The sequence below is a fragment of the Ruminococcus sp. SR1/5 genome (assembly GCF_000209835.1).
In the GTDB taxonomy this organism is placed as follows: Bacteria; Bacillota; Clostridia; order Lachnospirales; family Lachnospiraceae; genus Blautia_A; species Blautia_A fusiformis.
The window spans coordinates 1,414,222-1,434,981 of the sequence record NC_021014.1 but is presented as its reverse complement, the minus strand read 5'-3'; the positions used below and the strand labels follow the sequence as shown (position 1 = coordinate 1,434,981).

Genomic DNA, 20,760 nt, shown 5'->3' with positions numbered 1-20,760 from the left:
CGGATGCATCTGTGACCGTTGCTTTTACATCGAATTTTGTTGCACTGTATGTTCCGTCTGTATTCAGAGTTTTATACTGTCCTGTTTCCTGTGACGGTGCTTCATTCAGCGTAATATCTGCTGCCTCTGTATAGACACCCTCTCTCGGAAGCTTGGAAGCAGCTTTCAGCGCCTGTGCATCTACATAGGTTTCCGCGTCCACTGCAACACTTACATTCTTCACACCCTGGATCTGATATCCGGAAGAGGTCACCTCTGTGCTGTCCTCATTAGCAAAAATCTGATTTTTACTCGTTGTTGCCGAAGTGATAGCGTCATAACTCTCCTGAGTGGTATCCCCGGCATAAAATTCCGAATAACTTAAGGTTGTCGTTCCGTACAGCTTTCCGCTCAGAGCTGTCTGCCCGTCTGCTACTTTTACATAAACGCCTGTTGTTCCTATCTGTGTATATCCCTCTGCCGGCTGCATGGACCAGAGATATTTCACTCCTGCAACAGTGATCTCAGAAGCATCCTGAAGAACCTCGCCTGCTTCTGCCATAAATGCTTCTCCATCACCGAATACCTCTTCTGTATCATCCTGGATCTGCGGCTCCTCTTCCTGTTGAATCTCTTCTGCTGAAATTTCTGCTACTTCTTCCTGAATAGCTTCTGCATCACTTTCTTCCGGCTCTTCCGACTGGATATCAGCTTCACCAACTTCCGGCTGGCCCTGGGAAACAGACTCCTGATTCTCGTTCTCTCCTTCTTCCTGTGCTGTCTCTCCTTGTGTTTCTTCCGACACGTCACTAAAAACTTCCGCCTCAGACGCCATTGCCGTTACCGGCACTCCTGACGCGATCACCGCTGAGCTCAGAACGAGTGCAGCTGACTTCTTAAAAAGCTTCCACTTATGCATACCTGTCCTCCTCTTTGTCTTTTATATTACACGACTTTATACCAGATCATGACCTTACAGCTGCTCTGGTTAATTGAAATTTCTTCTGCAGAATATTCAACATATGTCAGTTTCCGCAGAAGTGCTCTGTCAAGCACGCTTTAGTTTGTCTAAACTAACATATCGTCATTTTATCAATGCTTAAATTATTTGTCTATACATATCTGGCAAAAAAGCCTCGCGGTTATTGTTGTTTTTTCTCAACTAAAAATTGTTTTCAAAATATTTATATTATTATCTAATATTTCAAACAAAAAAGTATATATTCCAAGACATCATTTCAGGAAATGCAACAGCCATTGCCATTTCCTCCGGCATTCTCAGATCATATACTTTTTATATTTCTATATTTTTGCTTTCTTTTATGCCCAGCGGCTCTTCTGTTCTTCGCAGATACTGTTCCACTGGCAGTTTCCACAGATTTCCTTACGTTTATCCATCGCAAGGATTTTTTCCTGGACTTTTTTTGTAAATTCGCTGAAGTGTAATGTCTGTCCGGCCTTCAGTCCACATTTTTCCAGCACGGCATTGTCATACTCTGCCACTTTATCTCCGGCTTCGCAATGTCCGCCCAGATTATTCGGACAGGCAGAGCAGATCTCATCCGTATCCACATGAAGCCTTATTTTCTTTCCCTCCAGAAAAATCTTCAGCATCTCGGCCATATGTGCAGTAAAACCGTTACTGTAGCCTTCCCCCTTAAAATACGCCAGGCACATACCATGATGAGGGCGCAGAGGAATGACTATTTCCTCTGTGCCCTCATCAGAAGCATATGCCGCAGCACTGCTTTTATCTTGCATATTTACGTACCTTTCCTGATAAAACATAAGCCAGTGCAATCTTGATAAGATCCGGAATGATAAACGGGAACACACACCAGCCAAGAACTGCCATAAGGCCTACCGGACCTGTGCTTCTTGTGTAGGCAAACATAAACCATGCGGTTCCAAAGGCATAGCATACGATCAGTCCAACGATCATGGAAATGATCTGAACAACCGGCTTTCTGCCAAAAACGTGCTCAATTGCCCACATAACAAGTGCGGAAAAGATAAATCCAATGATATATCCACCTGCATTTCCGAGAAGAGCTCCAATGCCTCCGGAAAATCCTGCAAAAACCGGAACTCCTACTGCTCCAAGAAGAACGTAAACCAGAACTGCCAGAGTTCCTCTTTTTCCTCCAAGCACACCAACTGCCATAAATACTCCGAATGTCTGCAGAGTAAACGGTACCTGTGCCGGAATGGAAATCCATGAGCAAACTGCCATCACTACTGCAAAAACTGCAATGTAAACAAGATCATACGTCTTGCTTCTGCCTGCTGCCACTGTTGTCATAATAATCTGTATCCTTTCTTTCCTTTTCTGCTTTTCCTGTCGGAAGATCATTTCTATTCTTTATAAATGATATCCGCTCTTTCGCTGTTAACAATTTAACACAGCAGGATTTTAATGTCAACTTAATTTTATTTTTAAGTTTACATTTTACAATGCCGTTTACAACTATGTAAACCTGCCATTTACAAATGATATTGTCAATTTTCACTTTCAAATTCCCCTCTCTGATGCTATACTGAAACCAATGAGTTTTCAGCAAAAAGGGGGATTTTTCCACATGGATATACACGATATTCATAACATCAGCACCAACTGCACACGGACTGAATTTGTAGGGACCGCAGTCCTTGACACAATCGGACTCGTGATCTCCGGAGTTGATGATTCTCTGCTTAAAAAGATGAACGTAGGTACCCAATACCACTGTCTGGGGCTTTTCAGTTCCCGAACAGGCGCTGCCGGCCAGATCACAGCTATTGACGATGCAGTAAAAGCCACAAATACAGAAGTCCTTTCCATTGAACTTCCAAGAGACACCAAGGGCTGGGGCGGTCACGGAAACTATATCGTCCTTGGCGGAAATGATGTATCCGACGTGCGTCACGCCATTTCTCTGGCTCTGGAACTGACTAACAAATATGCAGGTGAGGTCTACATCAGCGAATCCGGCCACCTGGAGTTTGCTTTTTCCGCAAGTGCAGGTCCTGCTATCCATAAAGCCTTCGGCACACCTCTGGGTGAAGCATTTGGTTTCATGGCAGGTTCTCCGGCTGCTATCGGTCTTGTGATGGCAGATAATGCCGTGAAATCCGCAGCAGTATCCATTACACAATATATGACTCCGAATATCGGTACCAGTCATTCCAATGAAGTGATCATCGCCATCTCCGGTGATGCCAGTGCTGTAAAAGCTGCTGTACTGGAAGGCCGTCAGACAGGCCTTGAGCTTCTCATCGGTATGGGAACCTATCCGGAGATCCCGGGTACGCCGTATCTGTAAAATCTCCGGGTTGCAGGAAATTTGTGAATTTCCACACACTACACTTCACGAAACACATATCTGCGTCATGCATACAAAAGCAGCGCTGCAAGGATCAGCATACGATCCTGCAGCGCTGTATTTCTCTTAAATATTCTCCTCTGGATTTTCCCGGATCAGCCCACCTGATATACATCTGCAGACTGAAGTCCGAAGCTTAATGCCTCAGAATGGCTTCCACAATAGATATCCACATGTCCGTAAGGAGTTCCCAGATCCTCTACCGTATAAACAGTGCCGTTGATCAGAAGCTTGGTCCCAAACGGAACACCCGCCATAGCAACGGTACGTCCTGCTGTCGGAACTGTTCCGCTGGCGGTAAGATTGCCGGCTGTACCGCAGCACTGTGCACAGTTGCAGTATGCGGTCAGTGTAAAGTTTCCAAGATATGTTCCCTGACTGGAAGAACCGGAATCGGACGTATCCGCAGAGGCATCTTCCGTCTCCTCGGAAGCTGTCTCATCATTGGAAACCTCCTCAGAAACCTCCTCCTGGGAGCTGTCCTCGGAAACATCTTCGGAACTTCCGGACTGTACATCATCCGCTTCCTCTTCCTCCTCTACAACAATGTCTGTACTTGTAGAGCTGCTGGAAGACTCGGTTGTATCCTCCTCCGGATCATAGCCGTAATCATCGTCAGAATCAGCCTCTTCACTGTCCTCGTTATCCTGATCGGCTTCTTCCTGGGCTGCCGCTTCTGCTGCCTGTCTCTCAGCCTCTGCTGCCGCTTCAGCCTTAGCTTTCTCTTCTGCAGCCTTCTCCGCCTCTGCCTGCTGTACCAGAGCGGTAATACTGCTGTCTGCATTACTGATATCTGACATCAGCTGCTGAGCCTCTTCCTGGCTGGCGCTGATCTGGTTTACATAAGAGTTAATATCATCGCTTGTGCTGGAAGCCATGGACTGCACTTCCTGCTGTTTGGCTGCACGCTCCGTCATCAGATCATCGATCTCTGCGGACTCCGTCTCAACCTTTTTCTCATTTTCCTGGATATTCTTCTGAAGACTCACATATTTATCCAGCATGTCTCTGTCGTATGTAGAAATCTGGATCGCATTCTCCGCGCGATTGAGGAATTCTGCAAGGCTTTCGGAAGAAAGCAGTGTCTCTAGTGCGGAAGTTCCGGCATTTTCATACATATATGCGATTCGAAGCTTCATGGATTCATACTGATCTGCAGAAGCTTTCTTTGCTTTTTTCAGTTCTTTTTTTACTTTATTTAATTCATCTTCCTTCTCAGCAGCCTGGATACTAAGCTCAGAAATGCTGTTGGTAAGATCCTCATACTGTGCGTTTAAATCAGCCAGATAGCTCTCCAGCTCCTGCTTCTTGCTCTCCAGTGTGCCGATGCTGCTCTGTACCTGCGCAAGACCCTCCTCAGCGGCCTGTTTCTCCGCCTGTGCCTCTGCGATCGCAGCGTCTGTACCTGATGCATATACGGTGCTTCCCATGGAAAGGGTCAGCATACCTGTAAGCAGTAATGTGAAAACTTTTCTATTCTTCATATAAACACCTTTCGTCCTTTCATGGATTCTAGTATAACACATTTTTCATAAAAAGCAATAATTTTATTTTATTTCTGTAACAAATACGTAATAATTTAAATTTTTATGAACTGAAAAGCGTTTTTTTTGTTTTCCGGAGCACAAAAAAACTGCCCTCTCACAGATTTATCTGTAAAACGGCAGTTTTTATTCTATGCTGTTTCAATCCAAAGATCATCAGCTACGAGAATACTTCTCTGATGTAATCCCCCCTGAAGCTGCTTCTCTTACTCCGCAGCCTCCATAAGAACCTCATTCTCAGCTTCCTCAGCCATTACTTCCTGATACTTGTCCAGGATGATCGTCTGGATCTGCTCTCTTGTTGCTGAATTGATCGGATGTGCGATGTCACGATATTCACCGTCGCTTGCCTTACGGCTTGGCATTGCGATGAACAGCCCCTTCTCGCCTTCGATCACCTTGATGTCATGTACCACAAACTCATCATCTATTGTGACAGACACAACGGCCTTCATTTTCCCTTCTTTTGCTACCTTCCTCACACGTACATCTGTAATATTCATTGCTACTTGCCCCTTTCATTTCGCTAACCGTATCTGCGGAAAACTGATCTTCCGCATTTATAATACGTAGCGTTCGTTTTTCTCTACGACGATCTTCACTTCTCCTTCTTCGCCGCAGTAATATGAATTTGCCCGGATGGTATCCCGGCTCTCAACAATGCAATTCTCAATATGCGTATTATCTCCAAGATATACGTCATTAAGGATCACAGAGTTTTTGATCACACAGTTATTTCCTACAAATACATCACGGAACAGAACAGAATTCTCCACAGTTCCGTTGATGATACATCCGCTGGACACCAGACTGTTCTTCACAGTTGCACCCGGATTGTACTTAGCAGGAGGTACATCTGCGATCTTGGTTTTGATCGCCGGCTCCTGTTTGAAGAAATAGTTCCGGATCTCCGGTTTCAGGAAATCCATATTTGTCTGATAATAAGCCTCTGCAGTAGAGATATTATTCCAGTAGTTATCGATCTTATATCCGTAAATCCTCTTCAGATTTTTGTAACGGATAAGAATATCATTTACAAAATCATGCCTTCCTTCCTGGGCAGCACGCTCGATCAGTTCGATCAGCTGCCTTCTTCGGATGACATAGATACCAGTAGATACCGTATTATAGGAGGAAACGATCGGTTTCTCCTCAAATTCCTCGATCCGACAGTCCTCATTCATGCGAAGAACACCAAATCTCTCAACCTGGCTCTGATCCTTGCATGTAGTACATACAACGGTAACATCTGCCCGCTTTGCGATATGATACTCCAGGATTTTATTGTAATCCAGCTTGTAGATTCCATCGCCGGAAGCGATCACCGCATAGGGTTCATGACTGTTCTTTAAAAAGCTCAGGTTCTGATAGATCGCATCTGCAGTACCCTGATACCATAAGCTGTTATCTCTGGTAATGGTTGGAGTAAAGACATAAAGTCCTCCCTGTTTTCTTCCGAAATCCCACCATTTGGATGAACTTAAATGCTCATTAAGGGAACGGGCATTATACTGTGTCAGCACAGCAACCTTCTGGATATGTGAATTTGCCATGTTGCTGAGGGCAAAGTCGATCGCGCGGTAACTTCCTGCAATAGGCATTGCCGCGATTGCTCTTTTGTTTGATAATTCTCTCATGCGGTTATTATTACCGCCTGCCAAAATAATACCTATCGCTCTCATTCTTTCCCACCGTCCTTTGCTGCAATTACCTGGCCGGCTGCCAGTTCTCCGTCAGGGTAGTCTTCTTTTGTTGTAACACCGGCGATAGCGGTATTCTTACCGATTTTGACACTGTCCGGAATCACGCTGTTTTCGCCGATAGCCACAAGTCCAAAGGAATATACAGCCGGTTTCAGAACATTCGGTACCTCCTCGCCGCATCCGATCACAACATTATTTCCGATGACAACATCTTCTGCCACGATGGCTTTATCCATAACAACGTTCTCACCAACTGCTGTATTCTTCATGATAATAGAATCACGGATCACACTGCCCTTGCCGATGATAACATTCGGACCGATCACTGAATTATGTACTTCACCATAGATTTCTGTTCCCTCACCGATGATACACTTGTCCACAACTGCATCTGCGGAAATATACTGTGGCGGGATCACATCTCCCTTGGTGTAGATCCTCCAGAATTCCTCATAAAGATTAAACTCCGGAATGATATCGATCAGCTCCATATTTGCTTCCCAGTAAGAACCAAGAGTTCCTACATCTTTCCAGTAGCCGTTGTACTCATAAGCAAAAAGGCGCTGCCCCTTCTCTTTACAGTACGGAAGGATATGTTTACCGAAGTCACAGCCATTCTGATCCTTCAGGGCGATCAGTGCTTCCTTCAGAACCGGCCATGAGAAAATATAGATACCCATGGATGCAAGATTGCTGCTTGGATGCTCCGGCTTCTCCTCAAACTCAGTAATACGGCTGCTCTCATCAGTAACCATAATACCAAAACGGCTGGCTTCCTCAATGGGAACCGGCATACACGCGATCGTAATATCTGCCTTGTTCGCCTTGTGGAAATCCAGCATCACTTCGTAATCCATCTTATAGATATGGTCACCGGAAAGGATCAGTACATAATCCGGGTTATACTGCTCCATATAAGCCAGATTCTGATAGATCGCATTGGCAGTTCCTGTGTACCATTCACTGCTTGTGCTCTTCTCATACGGAGGAAGGACTGTGACACCGCCTTCATTGCGGTCAAGATCCCACGGAATACCGATACCGATATGTGTATTCAGGCGGAGAGGCTGGTACTGTGTCAGCACACCCACCGTGTCAATTCCCGAGTTAATACAATTGCTCAGTGGAAAATCGATGATACGATATTTACCACCAAAAGCGACTGCCGGCTTTGCAACCTTTTCTGTCAAAACTCCTAACCTGCTGCCTTGCCCACCGGCCAAGAGCATGGCAATCATCTCTTTCTTAATCATGCGATCACCTCTTGTATGTTATGATTATTCCATTATAGCATACTTCACTGTATTAGTGAACATTTTTTACAATTATTTTAGCTGTATTTTACTTTTTTTATCGCTATTGTATATTATAAATTGGTAAGACTCATCATTTTTTTCATTTCTCTGGTAATTTTCAACATTTTTCGATGTTATTTTCTGGTTACTTTTATATTCCGGAAAAAACCGCTTTTTTAGCCAAAAGAACCACTTTTCAATTGTTTCTGTTGGCGTTATAATAAAACAGACAAAAGAGCTACGAAAATAACATATATATAAGGAGATTATTATGTATCAGATAGACTTTCATAAACCGCTCCATATTCATTTCATCGGGATCGGAGGCATCAGCATGAGCGGCCTTGCCGAGATCCTTCTGGAAGAAAATTTCCGGATTTCCGGTTCCGATGCCAAATCCAGCCCGCTGACCCGCACACTGGAAGAACGTGGCGCTGTGATCTATTACGGACAGCGCGCTTCCAACATCAAGGATGATGTAGATGTGGTTGTCTATACAGCAGCGATCCACCCGGACAACCCGGAATTTGCCTGTGCGAAAGAAAAAGGGCTTCCAATGCTCACCCGCGCAGAGCTTCTGGGACAGATCATGCGGAACTACGATACACCGATCGCAATTTCCGGAACCCACGGAAAAACCACTACTACTTCCATGGTTTCCCATATCCTTCTTGAGGGTGACTGTGATCCTACCATCAGTGTTGGCGGAATCCTTCCTGCTATCCACGGAAACATCCGCGTTGGAAATTCTGAGACCTTTATCACAGAGGCATGCGAATACACCAACAGCTTTTTAAGCTTCTTCCCTAAGATCAGTGTGATCCTGAACATGGATGCCGATCATCTGGATTTCTTCAAGGACATCGATGACATCCGCCATTCCTTCCGGAAATTTGCAGAGCTTCTCCCTGCTGACGGCACTCTGATCATCAACGCCGACACACCGGAGTATGAGACGATCACCCGGGAGCTTCCATGCAATGTTCTTACCTATGGTCTGGAGCACGATGCCGATTACACCGCAGCAGACATTACCTGGGATAAATACGGACATCCTTCCTTCTCCGTTCTCTTCCGTGGCAAAAAGATCGGCAGCTATTATCTGCGTGTACCGGGTATCCACAACGTATCCAATGCACTGGCCGCCATTGCCGTAGGACGCCTTCTGGACCTTCCGAATGATGTGATCGTCAAAGGTCTCGGAAGCTTTACCGGTACAGACCGTCGTTTCCAGTATAAAGGTGAGATCGGCGGTATTACCATCATTGATGATTACGCACATCATCCAACCGAGATCGAGGCAACCCTTCATGCTGCAAAGAATTATCCGCATCAGAAGGTATGGTGTGTATTCCAGCCTCATACCTACACACGTACCAAAGCTCTTCTTCCGGAATTTGCAAAAGCGCTGACTCTGGCCGATCATGTTGTACTGGCTGATATTTATGCCGCACGTGAAACAGACAATCTTGGTATTTCTTCCCAGGATCTCCAGAAACAGATCCAGGAACTTGGAACCCCCTGCGAATATTTCCCGACTTTTGATGAGATCGAGAGCTTCCTCTTAAAAAGTTGTGCACATGGTGATTTGTTGATAACTATGGGCGCCGGAGACGTTGTAAATATTGGAGAACACCTTCTCGGAAAATAATTATCCACATTATCCACATGCTTATGCACATTTCAGACGTGCCTGGCATGTGGATTTTTTTGTGTATAACCTACTTGACATAATTCAACAGCCAAATTCAACAAATACCGCATTTTTCTTACAAAATTAAGGTTTTTGTTAGTTGCTGATAATGTTATCCTCAAAGTTTTCCACACTATCCACATTTTCCACATGGAAATTAGTGCACAACTTCTGTGAAAATAGACTATTCTCAAGTAAAAGCGGTTGTGCTATAATCCTTTTTAGCATGGCGGACTTTGGGATATCACCTGAAATATCTGCTGTATTTTAGAAAGGGAGCTGCTGATCATGAGCCTGATTTCACTTCAGAATTCCTCTGAACTGGAGGTAACGATTCTTTCCAATCGCTTTATTGACAATTTCATGCCTCGTGCCAACGGGGAGTTCGTAAAGGTATATATCTACCTTCTCCGGATGGTATCTGCCGCTCCTTCTTCTTTCAGCCTGGAGCATATGGCAGACAGCCTTTTCTGCACGGAAAGAGATATTTCCCGTGCGCTGAAATACTGGGAAGGTGAGAAACTGATCGCATTAACCTATACTGCAGATCAGAAGCTTTCCGGGATCACTTTGCTGGAACCCTTTGCGGATACCGGTCATAGAGAGAGCAGCGCTTCCGTGGATACTTTCACCGGTTCCGGCAATTCTGCTTCCGTTTCCGGGAACACGGATCCGGGAGTCCCAAGCTCCGCTGATTACATTCTCAGTCTCACTCCTGACCGGATCAGAGAACTTAAGCAAAACGAAGAGATCAGTCAGCTTCTCTATATCACAGAGCAGTATCTGACCAAAACACTGACGCCTACAGAAATGCAGAAGATCCTTTTTTTCTATGATGAACTCCATATGTCTGCGGATCTCATCGAATATCTTGTGGAATACTGTGTTTCCAGAGGCCGCAAGAGTATGCGTTATATTGAAACTGTTGCACTCGCCTGGGCAAAAGACGGCATCACCACCGTCGAGATGGCCCGGGATGCCAGCTCCCGTTTTTCCAAGGATTATTACACGATCCTAAAGGCTATGGGGATCAGCGGCCGCAATCCTGTTGATAACGAGATCACTTACATTGATACCTGGCGCAAGACCTACGGTTTTGATCTGGAGCTGATCCAGGAAGCCTGCAGCCGTACTGTCCTTTCCACCGGACAGCCCAGTTTCCAATATGCAGATAAGATCCTCTCCGGCTGGAAAAAGAAAAACGTACATACGCTGGAGGATATCCGGCTTCTGGATGCCGCACACAAAAAACGCCAGCTTGAGAAATCCGTTTCCAGGAAGAAGCAGCCCCAGACTCAGCCTCAGAATAGCAACCGCTTCAATAATTTCCACCAGCGTGATTATGATTTTGCGGAATATGAGAAACGTCTTTTAAATAATCAGTAACAGAACCTGGAAGGAGCGCTTTATGCCTTTACAGAATTTTCAATATGATACTATAATGAGAGAATACAGCCGCCGGCAGGCACAGAACCACCGTATTCTGGAGGAGCACACAGCCGAAGCCTACGGAAAGATCCCCCGTCTGAAAGAGATCGATGACGAGGTGGCAACTTTAAGTGCTGACAAAGTCCGTCGCCTTTTAAACGGCGAAGAAAAGGGAACTTCGGATCTGAAGGCAGCCATTCAGGAGCTTTCCGATGAACGGATCACCCTTCTTGTTGCAAACGGCTTTCCCGGAGACTATCTTGAGATGCCTTACACCTGCCCTGACTGTCAGGATACCGGCTATATCGGCAGCCGAAAATGCACCTGTTTTAAAAAAGCTGAGATCGAACTGCTTTATGCACAGTCCAATCTGAATGAAATTCTCGAAAAAGAGAATTTTGACAGCTTTTCATTTGACTATTATTCTGCTACAATAAAAAACGAAGCCACGGGACTGTCTGCCCTGGAAACAGCCAGACGGGCCTATGACACTGCACAGCGCTTTGTGCAGAACTTCGACCATAAATTTGAAAACCTGTTTCTATATGGTGATACCGGTGTGGGAAAAACCTTTCTTTCACACTGCATCGCCCGAGAGCTTCTCAGATCCACCCACTGTGTCCTGTACTTTTCCGCCTACGATCTTTTTGATATGATGGCTGCGAATTCTTTTTCCCGAAAAGATACCGGCACAGACGAAGAACTGATCTATGACTGTGATCTTCTGATCATTGATGACCTGGGAACGGAGCTTACCAACAGTTTCGTATCTTCACAGCTTTTTCTCTGTCTCAATGAGCGGATCATGCGCAGGAAATCTACGATCATTTCCACGAATCTGACGCTCAAAAATTTCTCGGATACCTATTCCGAGAGAACATTTTCCCGAATTGCCAGCAACTATCAGATGATATCGTTGATCGGGAAGGACATCCGTATACAGAAAATATTTTTAGGAGGAAATTAAAATGGCACAGGTAAATACAAAAGATTTTTCCACACTCCCGGTAGGAAGACTTGGACTGATTCCCCTTCAGAGCTGCAGCTCATTAGGCGCGAAGGTGAATGACTGGCTGGTCAAATGGCGTGCCGAAAGACAGTATCCTGGAATGGACTCCTTTGCATTCGAGGGATACAAGCGCGATTCTTACATTATTGACGCCAAGACTCCACGTTTCGGCTCCGGTGAGGGTAAATGCACCATCAACGAATCTGTCCGCGGTGATGATATCTACGTAATGGTAGATGTGACAAATTACAGCTTATCCTATCCGATCGGACCTTACACGAATCTTATGTCCCCGGATGATCATTTCCAGGATATGAAGCGTGTTATCGCCGCTGTAGGCGGAAAAGCCCGCAGAGTCAACGTGATCATGCCATATCTCTATGAGAGTCGCCAGGACAAACGTGTCGGAAGAGAGTCTCTTGACTGTGCCAATGCACTTCATGAGCTGATCGATATGGGTGTTGAGAATATCATCACCTTTGATGCACATGATTCCCGTGTACAGAATGCGACTCCTCTTCATGGTTTTGAGACTGTACAGCCATCCTACCAGTTCATCAAGGCTCTTCTTAATAATGAAAAGGGACTTCATATCGACAAGGATCATTTCATGACGATCAGCCCGGACGAAGGAAGCATGAACCGTGCGATCTATCTCGCCAATGTCCTCGGTGTTGATATGGGTATGTACTATAAACGTCTGGATTACTCAAGATATGTAAACGGCCGTCATCCGATCGCAGCATATGAATTCCTCGGACCAAAGATCGAGGGCAAGGATATGATCCTGATCGATGATATGATCTCCTCCGGTGATACGATCATTAAGATCGCGTCTCTCCTGAAAGAGAAAGGAGCAGGCAGAGTTTACATCTGCTCTACCTTCGGATTCTTTACCGATGGTCTTGATAAATTTGACGATGCTTACAAGAAGGGCTACTTCGACAAGCTCCTTACTACTAACCTGGTTTATCAGTCACCGGAGCTTCTTGAGAAGCCATACTACATCAGCTGCGATATGAGCAAATATATTGCTCTGATCATTGATACGCTGAACCATGATACCTCTGTCAGCCACCTTCTGAATCCGGTAGACAGAATCAAACGCTGCGTAACAAATTACATGAGCCAGCATGAGAAATAAATAAATCATAACGCACGCAAAGCGGCTGCACCTTCTGAGAACGATATAACAGTTTCTCAGAAAGCGCAGCCGCTTTATATTTCTGTAACAGACGGATATCCATGATCCGCATCTGCTGTCTGCTTTGCTTTTGATCTTTATGCTGAAATCTTCCTGCAAAAGCTCACATAGGAAGCTTCTGATAGGGAATCCTCTCTTTATCCAGGATCTCCATTTCTCTTTTATGGCAGGTACTTATGATCACCTGTCTGTTTTCTTTATGCAGCCACCTGAGAGCCGCTGCAAGACGTTCTTCATCATACATGCCAAATACATCATCCAGGATCACAGGGAACGGTTCCTCTTTGCAGAAAAGCTCTCCTGCTGCCATACGAAGGGCAAAATAAATCTGCTCCAGTGTCCCGCGACTCAGTCTCTCAATGGATACGATACGCTCCCCTGTGTTCACAGATATATGCAGTGCCTCATCCATCAGAACCTCCTGGTATCTGCCACCGGTGATCTCACTTAATATCTCAGATGTACGTTTTTTCAGACGGACCCCTACCTGATCCGTAATGTTTCCGGAAAGTGCCTCAATCGTCTCCATAGCCATATTCAACGCCTGGATCTCCGTTTCCTCCGGAGTGATCACTTCTGTGTTTTCTTCACATTCCGTCAACTCTGCCTGCAGGTTCTCCAGCGCTGTATGCTTCTCTTCGTAGTCACTGTCCAGACTGTTCCGGTTCCAGGTCAGCTCCTCATGTCTGGAATGCCAGCGCTCTCTCTGACGTTCTCTCTTATTCAGCTCCCTGCTGAGCCGTATGCGAAAAAACAATGCCGCTACAGAAATCGCCGCAGTTGCCACGCCTGCCAGAACACTGAAAATGACCTGCCCGGAAAAAGCCGCCAGGCAGCCGGTACCGGCAATCCCACCAAGCAGCACAACTGCCAGAACTGCATCTGTCAGCTCCCGTCTTCTTTTTACACGATCGATCCGAAGCTCAAGAAGATCCTCTGTACTCCGTTCTCTGGTCCCTATGTTCATCCCGTCCTGCTGCTGCATGATCCGATCACGCTTCTCATCCAATTCACGGATCTCTCTGCGGATATATTCCATGTTTGCGGAAATCTTTTCTTTTTCCTTTTCCAGCTCCTTTTTTCGCCGGGCCGCTTCTGTCAGATATCCTTTTCTGGACATTTTCAGCATCTGCATGGCTCGTCCCATGTCAATGGAACTGTCACCGGTTCCCTGATAGCTGGCCATGTAATTCTGCAGTTCACGTACGAGATCTTTTCCTGTAACGCTTTTCAGCTGTGCCACAGACACCGTATTATCATAAACTGCCTCACTTACATTTCCCAGAATAGTCCCAAGAGCTCCCTGTTCCGCATCCACAAGACTGCCATCATCTTCACAGAGAAGCTCTCCCAACTTCTTTTCTTTATAAAAATTCCTGGTAAGACGATACTTCTTCCCCTTACTTGTAAACCACATGATCCCACCATATTCTGCCGGATTTTCCCATGGTTCATATTTTGTATATGTATCGTTCAGAGCAGCCTTTCCCCGCAGTCTGCGAACGCCGTAAAACATGGAGCGGATAAATGTATGTGTGGTAGTTTTTCCACTCTCATTTTCACCGTAAAGTACGTTGATCCCAGGCGAAAGCTCCATATCCTTGGCCCGGATCTTCCCGAAATTTTTTATTTTTAAACGTCTGATAACCATCTTATGCTATCCTCCTGTGCTGCCCCTTTATCGCCGGCTGCCTGTCTCAAGCAATGCCTGAAGCCCATAATACAGCGCCTTTTTTTCCACGGTATCCATACCCTTTTTGGCCAGAAAATAGCCGATATAATCACCGATCAGAGTACCGCTGTAGCGTTTGTAGAGCTCACCAAGATCATACGCCGGCCAGGATTCATCCACAACATCGGTAACATTTCCGAGACTTTTCAGTTTCTCAGGGATCAGAAGAAGATCCGGCGAACGCATTCCCTGAAGAACGATCCTGTAGATATTCCTTCCTCCTCTGCGGAAAATCTGGGATTTTACCGCTTCTTCCAGAGATATCTGTGTAGTTTCCTCGTGAAGTGTCATTACCAGCTGCTGATAGGAACGACAGGCAAAGGGAACGAACTCTGTACGGATCCTTCCGTTGATCAGTCGTCCCTCCATATATCCATGTTCCCCTGTATCATTCCTGTCAATGGGCTCCAGAGCCCCGGAAAAGGCCGCCTGGTCACGGATCAGGATCTGCGGCTTGTGGATATGCCCTAACGCCACATAATCGAAGCCTGATGCCGCCAGAGCTGCTGCACTGAGAGGAATATGCTTCTCATCGCCGCCATGGGCCAGCAGAATATGGATTCCTTCTTTCTGGACAGGGACAGCCTGATCATAAAGTCCGTCTTTTATTTCCCGGTCATAGTAACTCAGTCCATATACATAGACATCAAGCCTGGGATCTTTAACGCAGGTCAGTTCCCTGCTCCTGAAAAATATAACATTGGAATTCCACTCAAACGTATTATAAAAAGAATCTCTGCTTATAAAATCATGATTTCCTGCCATCAGATACACTCTGGTATCCGGGATGGTGGAAAACAGATAATTTACTTCCTTAAGCTCTCTCATAAGAGGCTGGCGGTGGAACAGATCTCCGGATATAAATAGCAAATCCACCGGATCTTCGCGGATGCCCGCAATAACCCGGCGGAAAGTGCTCCAGATTTCTTCCTCCCGCTCTTTGCTCCACGGGCAGCCCCTGTCGGGAACTGCGCCCAGATGCACGTCTGCAAGATGAATAAATCTCATAATGTTCTCCCTTGTGTGTCAGTCACACATATCAATACCTGTTGCAAATTTCTCCCTGCTGTTCTCTGATCTCAGGAGCACAGAACGTCCTGCTGTGCAAAAGTGTTCTGATCAAAGATCGCAGTTCTTTACAGTTCTCGGGAATGGGATCACGTCACGGATGTTGCCCATACCTGTAAGGTACATGACACATCTCTCAAATCCAAGACCAAAGCCGGAATGACGTGTGGAACCATATTTACGAAGATCCAGATAGAAATCGTAATCCTCCGGTTTCAGACCCAGCTCATCCATACGTGTTTTCAGCTTGTCGTAGTCATCCTCTCTCTGGCTTCCTCCAATGATCTCTCCGATTCCCGGCACCAGACAGTCCATAGCCGCAACTGTCTTTCCATCCTCGTTGAGTTTCATGTAGAATGCCTTGATCTCCTTCGGATAATCTGTAACAAATACCGGTCTCTTGTAGACCTGCTCTGTCAGATAGCGCTCATGCTCTGTCTGAAGATCACATCCCCAGAATACCTTGTAATCAAATTTGTCATTGTTCTTCTCAAGGATCTCAACAGCCTCTGTATAGGTCACATGCGCAAATTCAGAATTAAGCACATGGTTCAGTCTGTCAAGAAGCCCCTTGTCAATGAAGGAATTGAAGAAGTTCATTTCCTCCGGTGCATTCTCAAAGACATAACGGATCACGTATTTCAGCATAGCCTCTGCAAGCTCCATAGCATCCTGAAGGTCTGCAAACGCACACTCAGGCTCGATCATCCAGAACTCAGCTGCATGGCGGGTAGTGTTGGAATTCTCAGCACGGAAGGTCGGTCCGAATGTGTAGATATTGCGGAATGCCTGTGCATAAGTCTCTCCGTTCAGCTGTCCGCTTACGGTAAGATTTGTCTCCTTTCCGAAGAAATCCTGTGAATAATCAACACTTCCATCCTCTGTCAGCGGAATATTCTTCGGATCCAGTGTTGTTACCTGGAACATCTCTCCTGCACCTTCACAGTCACTTCCTGTGATCAGCGGTGTATGCACATAGACAAAGCCTCTCTCCTGGAAAAATTTATGGATCGCATATGCACAGAGAGAACGTACACGAAATACAGCCTGAAAAGTATTTGTTCTCGGTCTTAAATGTGTCATGGTCCTTAAGTATTCAAGACTGTGTCTCTTCTTCTGAAGTGGATAATCCGGTGCGGAAGCTCCCTCTACAGATATCTCTGTTGCCTGGATCTCAAATGGCTGCTTCGCCTGAGGGGTAGCTACCAGCGTTCCCTTAACAATGATGGCCGCTCCAACGTTCAGCTTGGAAACCTCTGCGAAATTCTCCATGTTATCGTGATATACGATCTGAAGAGTTTCAAAAAAGCTTCCATCATGAAGTACGATGAATCCAAACGCCTTGGAATCACGAACACTTCGTACCCATCCACCTACGGTGATCTCTTTGTCGAGATACTGTTCACGGTTTCTGTAAATCTCTTTCACTGTTGTCAGTTTCATAATCTATACCTCATTCCTCATATTCAGGATCACACGTCCCTGCGGACCTCCAAACGTCCGTATCGAATTAAGTATAGACTATTCTCATGGTTCGTGCAAGGAGTAATTGCCCTGTCGGACAGAAAAATAGCAGGCCGCCGGACAGAAAAATCCCGCCTGGCGGAATGTCTCCGGCAGACGGGATTTTTCTGTCTGTTATACCATTAATAATAAGATGCGTTGATACTTCCTGTGTTGAGATAAGTAATGCAGTAATAGTAGATCCTCTTGAATGTCTTTGTTGTGTAGTGAAGTCCATCATCACTGTCAGCGTCTGTGCCATTGTAGGAAGCATTGGTCCCGTAGCCTTTTTTCATAAGTACGCTGTACATATCGATGTACTTGTAATCCAGAGAAAGACCGGAACGGATCTTGCTGTTGAATTCTCTTACCTGTGCTTCTGTACGGGCGCCTCTTCCTGCTTTTGTGATCATGGTACTGTTGATCGGGTTTACGGACATATAAAAGAGTTTACAGTTCTTACTTTTCAGTGTGGATGCAATATTGGTCATATAGCTGACATAATTGCCTGCATTTCCCAGGTCATTGACACCCAGATTAAAGATAACGGCGATCGGTTTGGAACCTTCTGTTTTGTCGATCTCTTCTATAAGCTGTGCATATCCTGTATCTCTGAACCAGCTCAAGCCCTTTCCTGGGTTTGCAACAAAAGAAACCCCATTTGTTACAGAACTGCTCATCTGTTTTTTCAGTGTCGCCTGTATTCCTGCAGTACGGGAATCCCCCACAAAAATAACCTTACTGTACATCATACCGATCGCCGGATGAGCCATCTCATCGGAACTGATGTCCTTCTCCAGTGCACGGTTAAATACCGTCGCATACAGATTGGTGTTTTTGCTGATCCGCAGAAGTTCACCGGCTTCATAATCCGGATCTGTGGAAGAACCGGTCCGTCTGGTCTTAGACCAACCCATAAACGTATAACCTGTCGCATTGGATACAGATGGGAGCTTAAGGTAACCGCCCTTTCCAAGTGTTACTGTCTTCCATACGGTTCCGTTTGCCTTGCGGAGATTTACTTTTACTGACTGCATCTGTACGGAATAGTATCTGATATTACCGGAGATTTTAATCTTCGTTCCTACTTTTTTTGCAGTAGATGCCTTGCCGTTCTTTGCTGTTGACCAGCCAAGATTTACATATCCCGATCTGGATGGAACTGCAGGCAATGTGTAATATGTACCCTCTTCTACTTTTTTCTGCAGCTTCTTATATGCGGAATTGGTGCTTCCATTTCCAAGATAGAAGTTTACGGTATAGTATCTGCTCTTTCTGCGGACCGCATACAGAGTCATATCTTTTCTGACCTTTACGCGGGCACCTGCTTTATATACCACCTTACTGCTCCCCTTCCGTGTGGTCCATCCGAGATTCTGATATCCCACAGCCTTGGGTACTGCCGGAAGCCGGATCGTAGTATTTAATGTCACATTCTGTGTCAGTGCGGTATACGTCTTACTTTTGCTGGTACCTGAATTATTATTGAACTTAACGGTATAAACAAGCTTCGCCGCCGACACCTTATGCGATGCAGCCGGCACAAAGATCAGTGCAGCTGCCACAAGTGCCAGCAAAAGCCATTTTATCCGAAAGGCCTTTCCGGTTTTTTCTCTGTTTTTCATATAAATAAACTCCTCCTGAAATACATATCCATCCCCGGGTGCCTCCGTACTTTTTTTTACAGAGTATTGATAAATCTCATAAATGCATCCCTGCCCTCTGGTGTGCATTTATAAACACCGGCATCCTCCAGTACATGAACAAATACATTGCCCACTTCCCTGCGAAGGACTTCCTGGATATTATCTTTATCAAGTTTCTCATATTTTGGCAGAAATTCTGCAACCCATGCAGCATGTTTCTCGATTTTCTCATTGGAAGCGATGTCCCTGCCGCTTAAAATGTATTCTTCAAGAAGCTCCAGCTCTTCTTTCAGACGTGCCGGAAGAACAGCGAGTCCCATAACTTCGATAAGACCGATATTCTCTTTCTTGATATGATGATAGCATGCATGCGGATGATAAACCCCCAGCGGATGCTCCTCTGTTGTGATATTGTTACGTAATGTCAGATCTAGTTCAAAGGTATCTCCCACTTTACGTGCGATCGGTGTGATGGTGTTGTGCGGCTCTCCGTCTGTTTCTGCAAAGATAAATGCAGCCTCATCCGTATATCCTCTCCAGCCTGCCAGTACATGTGTTGCCAGATCGATCAGTCTCGTCTCGTCTTTGCTGCGGATACGCAGTACGGAAAGAGGCCATTTTACAATGCCGGCTTCCACATCTTCGTATCCCGGGATCGTCACATGCTTTTCAATCTCTGCCTTCGCCATGGCAAAGGTATAATGCCCGCCCTGGAAATGATCGTGGCTGAGGATAGAACCTCCTACGATTGGAAGATCCGCATTGGAGCCAAGGAAATAATGTGGGAACAGCTTTACAAAATCAAACAGCTTGATAAATGTATTTCTCTCGATCTTCATCGGAGTATGCTGACTGTTAAATACGATACAATGTTCATTGTAGTAAACATATGGAGAGTACTGGAAGCCCCATGGACTGTCATTGATGGTGATCGGGATGATCCTGTGGTTCTCCCTTGCCGGATGATTGACTCTTCCTGCATAGCCTTCATTTTCCGGACAAAGCAGACATTTTGGATAGCTACTGGACTTTACCAGCTTGGCAGCTGCGATAGCCTTTGGATCTTTTTCCGGCTTGGACAGGTTGATCGTGATATCGATCTTGCCATATTCGCTGTCTACTGTCCATTTCTGATCTTTTTTTACGCGATAACGTCTGATATAGTTACTGTCCTGACTCAGCTTATAAAAATAATCTGTGGCTTTTTCCGGATCTTCTTTATAAGCAGCCCAGAATTCTCTCTGTACCTGAGCAGGACGCGGCATCAGACAGTTCATCAGTTTTGTATCAAAGAGATCTCTGTACACAATACTGTCCTCAATGATGCCCCTCTTTACAGCCTCATCAAGAAGTTCGTTCAAAGTCTCCTCAAGATTGATTTTAGCATACTCTGTCTCCGGTTCTGTATATTCGCTTTCCCCAAAGGCATCCAGAAGAAGATTGGTTGCATAAATTCTTTCGCATTCCGGAGTAATACCACTCTCCACCCCATACTGTACCAGTTTTTTAATACTTTCACTTAACATTGCTTTTCCCCTTTCCTGTCGCGCTTTTCCCGGAAAACAGGAACTTTTTCCTGTTTTCCGATTTATGC

18 protein-coding genes are annotated in these 20,760 nt (G+C 45.5%); 5 read left to right on the top strand and 13 right to left on the bottom strand.

The genetic code is table 11. The annotated features are described in order from the left end of the window. The 4 genes from CK1_RS07465 to CK1_RS07450 all read right to left on the bottom strand — a co-directional run. A partial coding sequence (locus CK1_RS07465) for a hypothetical protein (RefSeq protein WP_353611138.1) occupies positions 1-898 on the bottom strand: 898 nt, incomplete at its 3' end. A 401-nt stretch (positions 899-1,299) separates the two neighbouring features. Continuing rightward, positions 1,300-1,740 carry a DUF1284 domain-containing protein gene (locus tag CK1_RS07460; RefSeq protein ID WP_015525657.1) on the bottom strand — a complete coding sequence of 147 codons (441 nt, stop codon included), beginning with the start codon at positions 1,738-1,740 and terminating at the stop codon, positions 1,300-1,302. Further along, entirely contained in the window at positions 1,730-2,281 is a 552-nt protein-coding gene (locus tag CK1_RS07455) for a biotin transporter BioY (protein ID WP_015525656.1), read from the bottom strand. Before CK1_RS07455 ends, CK1_RS07460 begins: the two co-directional genes overlap by 11 nt. Continuing rightward, positions 2,244-2,489: a hypothetical protein gene (locus tag CK1_RS07450; RefSeq protein WP_306288834.1), complete on the bottom strand. Its 246-nt coding sequence runs from the start codon at positions 2,487-2,489 to the stop codon at positions 2,244-2,246. The genes CK1_RS07455 and CK1_RS07450 overlap by 38 nt, the downstream gene beginning before the upstream one ends. 69 nt (positions 2,490-2,558) lie before the next feature. On the opposite strand from CK1_RS07450, the gene pduB reads away from it, so the two are divergent. After that, positions 2,559-3,281 (top strand): microcompartment protein PduB, encoded by a 723-nt coding sequence (gene pduB / locus CK1_RS07445; protein ID WP_015525654.1) that lies wholly within the window; start codon positions 2,559-2,561, stop codon positions 3,279-3,281. A 155-nt stretch (positions 3,282-3,436) separates the two neighbouring features. Here pduB and CK1_RS07440 read toward each other — a convergent pair whose 3' ends face one another. The 4 genes from CK1_RS07440 to CK1_RS07425 all read right to left on the bottom strand — a co-directional run bounded on the left by CK1_RS07440 (position 3,437) and on the right by CK1_RS07425 (position 7,841). Beyond that, positions 3,437-4,825: a PcsB-like coiled-coil domain-containing protein gene (locus tag CK1_RS07440; RefSeq protein ID WP_015525653.1), complete on the bottom strand. Its 1,389-nt coding sequence runs from the start codon at positions 4,823-4,825 to the stop codon at positions 3,437-3,439. 266 nt (positions 4,826-5,091) lie between these two features. Continuing rightward, a complete protein-coding gene (gene spoVG / locus CK1_RS07435) occupies positions 5,092-5,388 on the bottom strand; it encodes a septation regulator SpoVG (RefSeq protein ID WP_015525652.1) in 297 nt (98 codons plus the stop codon). A gap of 57 nt (positions 5,389-5,445) precedes the next feature. Next, entirely contained in the window at positions 5,446-6,567 is a 1,122-nt protein-coding gene (glgD, locus tag CK1_RS07430; RefSeq protein WP_015525651.1) for a glucose-1-phosphate adenylyltransferase subunit GlgD, read from the bottom strand. After that, the gene (locus tag CK1_RS07425) at positions 6,564-7,841 is read right to left on the bottom strand and encodes a glucose-1-phosphate adenylyltransferase (protein ID WP_015525650.1); all 1,278 of its coding nucleotides are present in this window, start codon (positions 7,839-7,841) and stop codon (positions 6,564-6,566) included. The genes glgD and CK1_RS07425 overlap by 4 nt, the downstream gene beginning before the upstream one ends. A 313-nt stretch (positions 7,842-8,154) precedes the next feature. Here CK1_RS07425 and murC point away from each other — a divergent pair, with 313 nt between their 5' ends. From murC to CK1_RS07405, 4 genes are all read left to right on the top strand, one after another. Beyond that, positions 8,155-9,534, top strand: a complete 1,380-nt coding sequence (murC, locus tag CK1_RS07420) for a UDP-N-acetylmuramate--L-alanine ligase (RefSeq protein ID WP_015525649.1) — start codon at positions 8,155-8,157, stop codon at positions 9,532-9,534. Positions 9,535-9,864: 330 nt separating this feature from the next. Beyond that, positions 9,865-10,962, top strand: a complete 1,098-nt coding sequence (locus CK1_RS07415; RefSeq protein WP_015525648.1) for a DnaD domain protein — start codon at positions 9,865-9,867, stop codon at positions 10,960-10,962. 22 nt (positions 10,963-10,984) lie between these two features. After that, positions 10,985-11,971, top strand: a complete 987-nt coding sequence (locus tag CK1_RS07410; RefSeq protein ID WP_015525647.1) for an ATP-binding protein — start codon at positions 10,985-10,987, stop codon at positions 11,969-11,971. Position 11,972: 1 nt separating this feature from the next. Next, positions 11,973-13,157 carry a ribose-phosphate pyrophosphokinase gene (locus tag CK1_RS07405; RefSeq protein ID WP_015525646.1) on the top strand — a complete coding sequence of 395 codons (1,185 nt, stop codon included), beginning with the start codon at positions 11,973-11,975 and terminating at the stop codon, positions 13,155-13,157. Positions 13,158-13,320: 163 nt separating this feature from the next. Here the strand turns inward: CK1_RS07405 and CK1_RS07400 are convergent, their stop codons facing one another. From CK1_RS07400 to galT, 5 genes are all read right to left on the bottom strand, one after another. Then, on the bottom strand, positions 13,321-14,868 hold the full coding sequence (locus tag CK1_RS07400) for an ATP-binding protein (RefSeq protein WP_015525645.1): 1,548 nt from the start codon (positions 14,866-14,868) through the stop codon (positions 13,321-13,323). A gap of 27 nt (positions 14,869-14,895) precedes the next feature. After that, positions 14,896-15,957 (bottom strand): metallophosphoesterase family protein, encoded by a 1,062-nt coding sequence (locus tag CK1_RS07395; protein ID WP_015525644.1) that lies wholly within the window; start codon positions 15,955-15,957, stop codon positions 14,896-14,898. A 111-nt stretch (positions 15,958-16,068) separates the two neighbouring features. Next, positions 16,069-17,460, bottom strand: a complete 1,392-nt coding sequence (gene asnS, locus CK1_RS07390) for an asparagine--tRNA ligase (protein WP_015525643.1) — start codon at positions 17,458-17,460, stop codon at positions 16,069-16,071. A 203-nt stretch (positions 17,461-17,663) separates the two neighbouring features. After that, complete coding sequence (locus tag CK1_RS07385; RefSeq protein ID WP_015525642.1) at positions 17,664-19,145, bottom strand: InlB B-repeat-containing protein; 1,482 nt, start codon at positions 19,143-19,145, stop codon at positions 17,664-17,666. Positions 19,146-19,201: 56 nt separating this feature from the next. Beyond that, positions 19,202-20,692: a UDP-glucose--hexose-1-phosphate uridylyltransferase gene (gene galT / locus CK1_RS07380; RefSeq protein ID WP_015525641.1), complete on the bottom strand. Its 1,491-nt coding sequence runs from the start codon at positions 20,690-20,692 to the stop codon at positions 19,202-19,204. Positions 20,693-20,760: the final 68 nt, after the last annotated feature.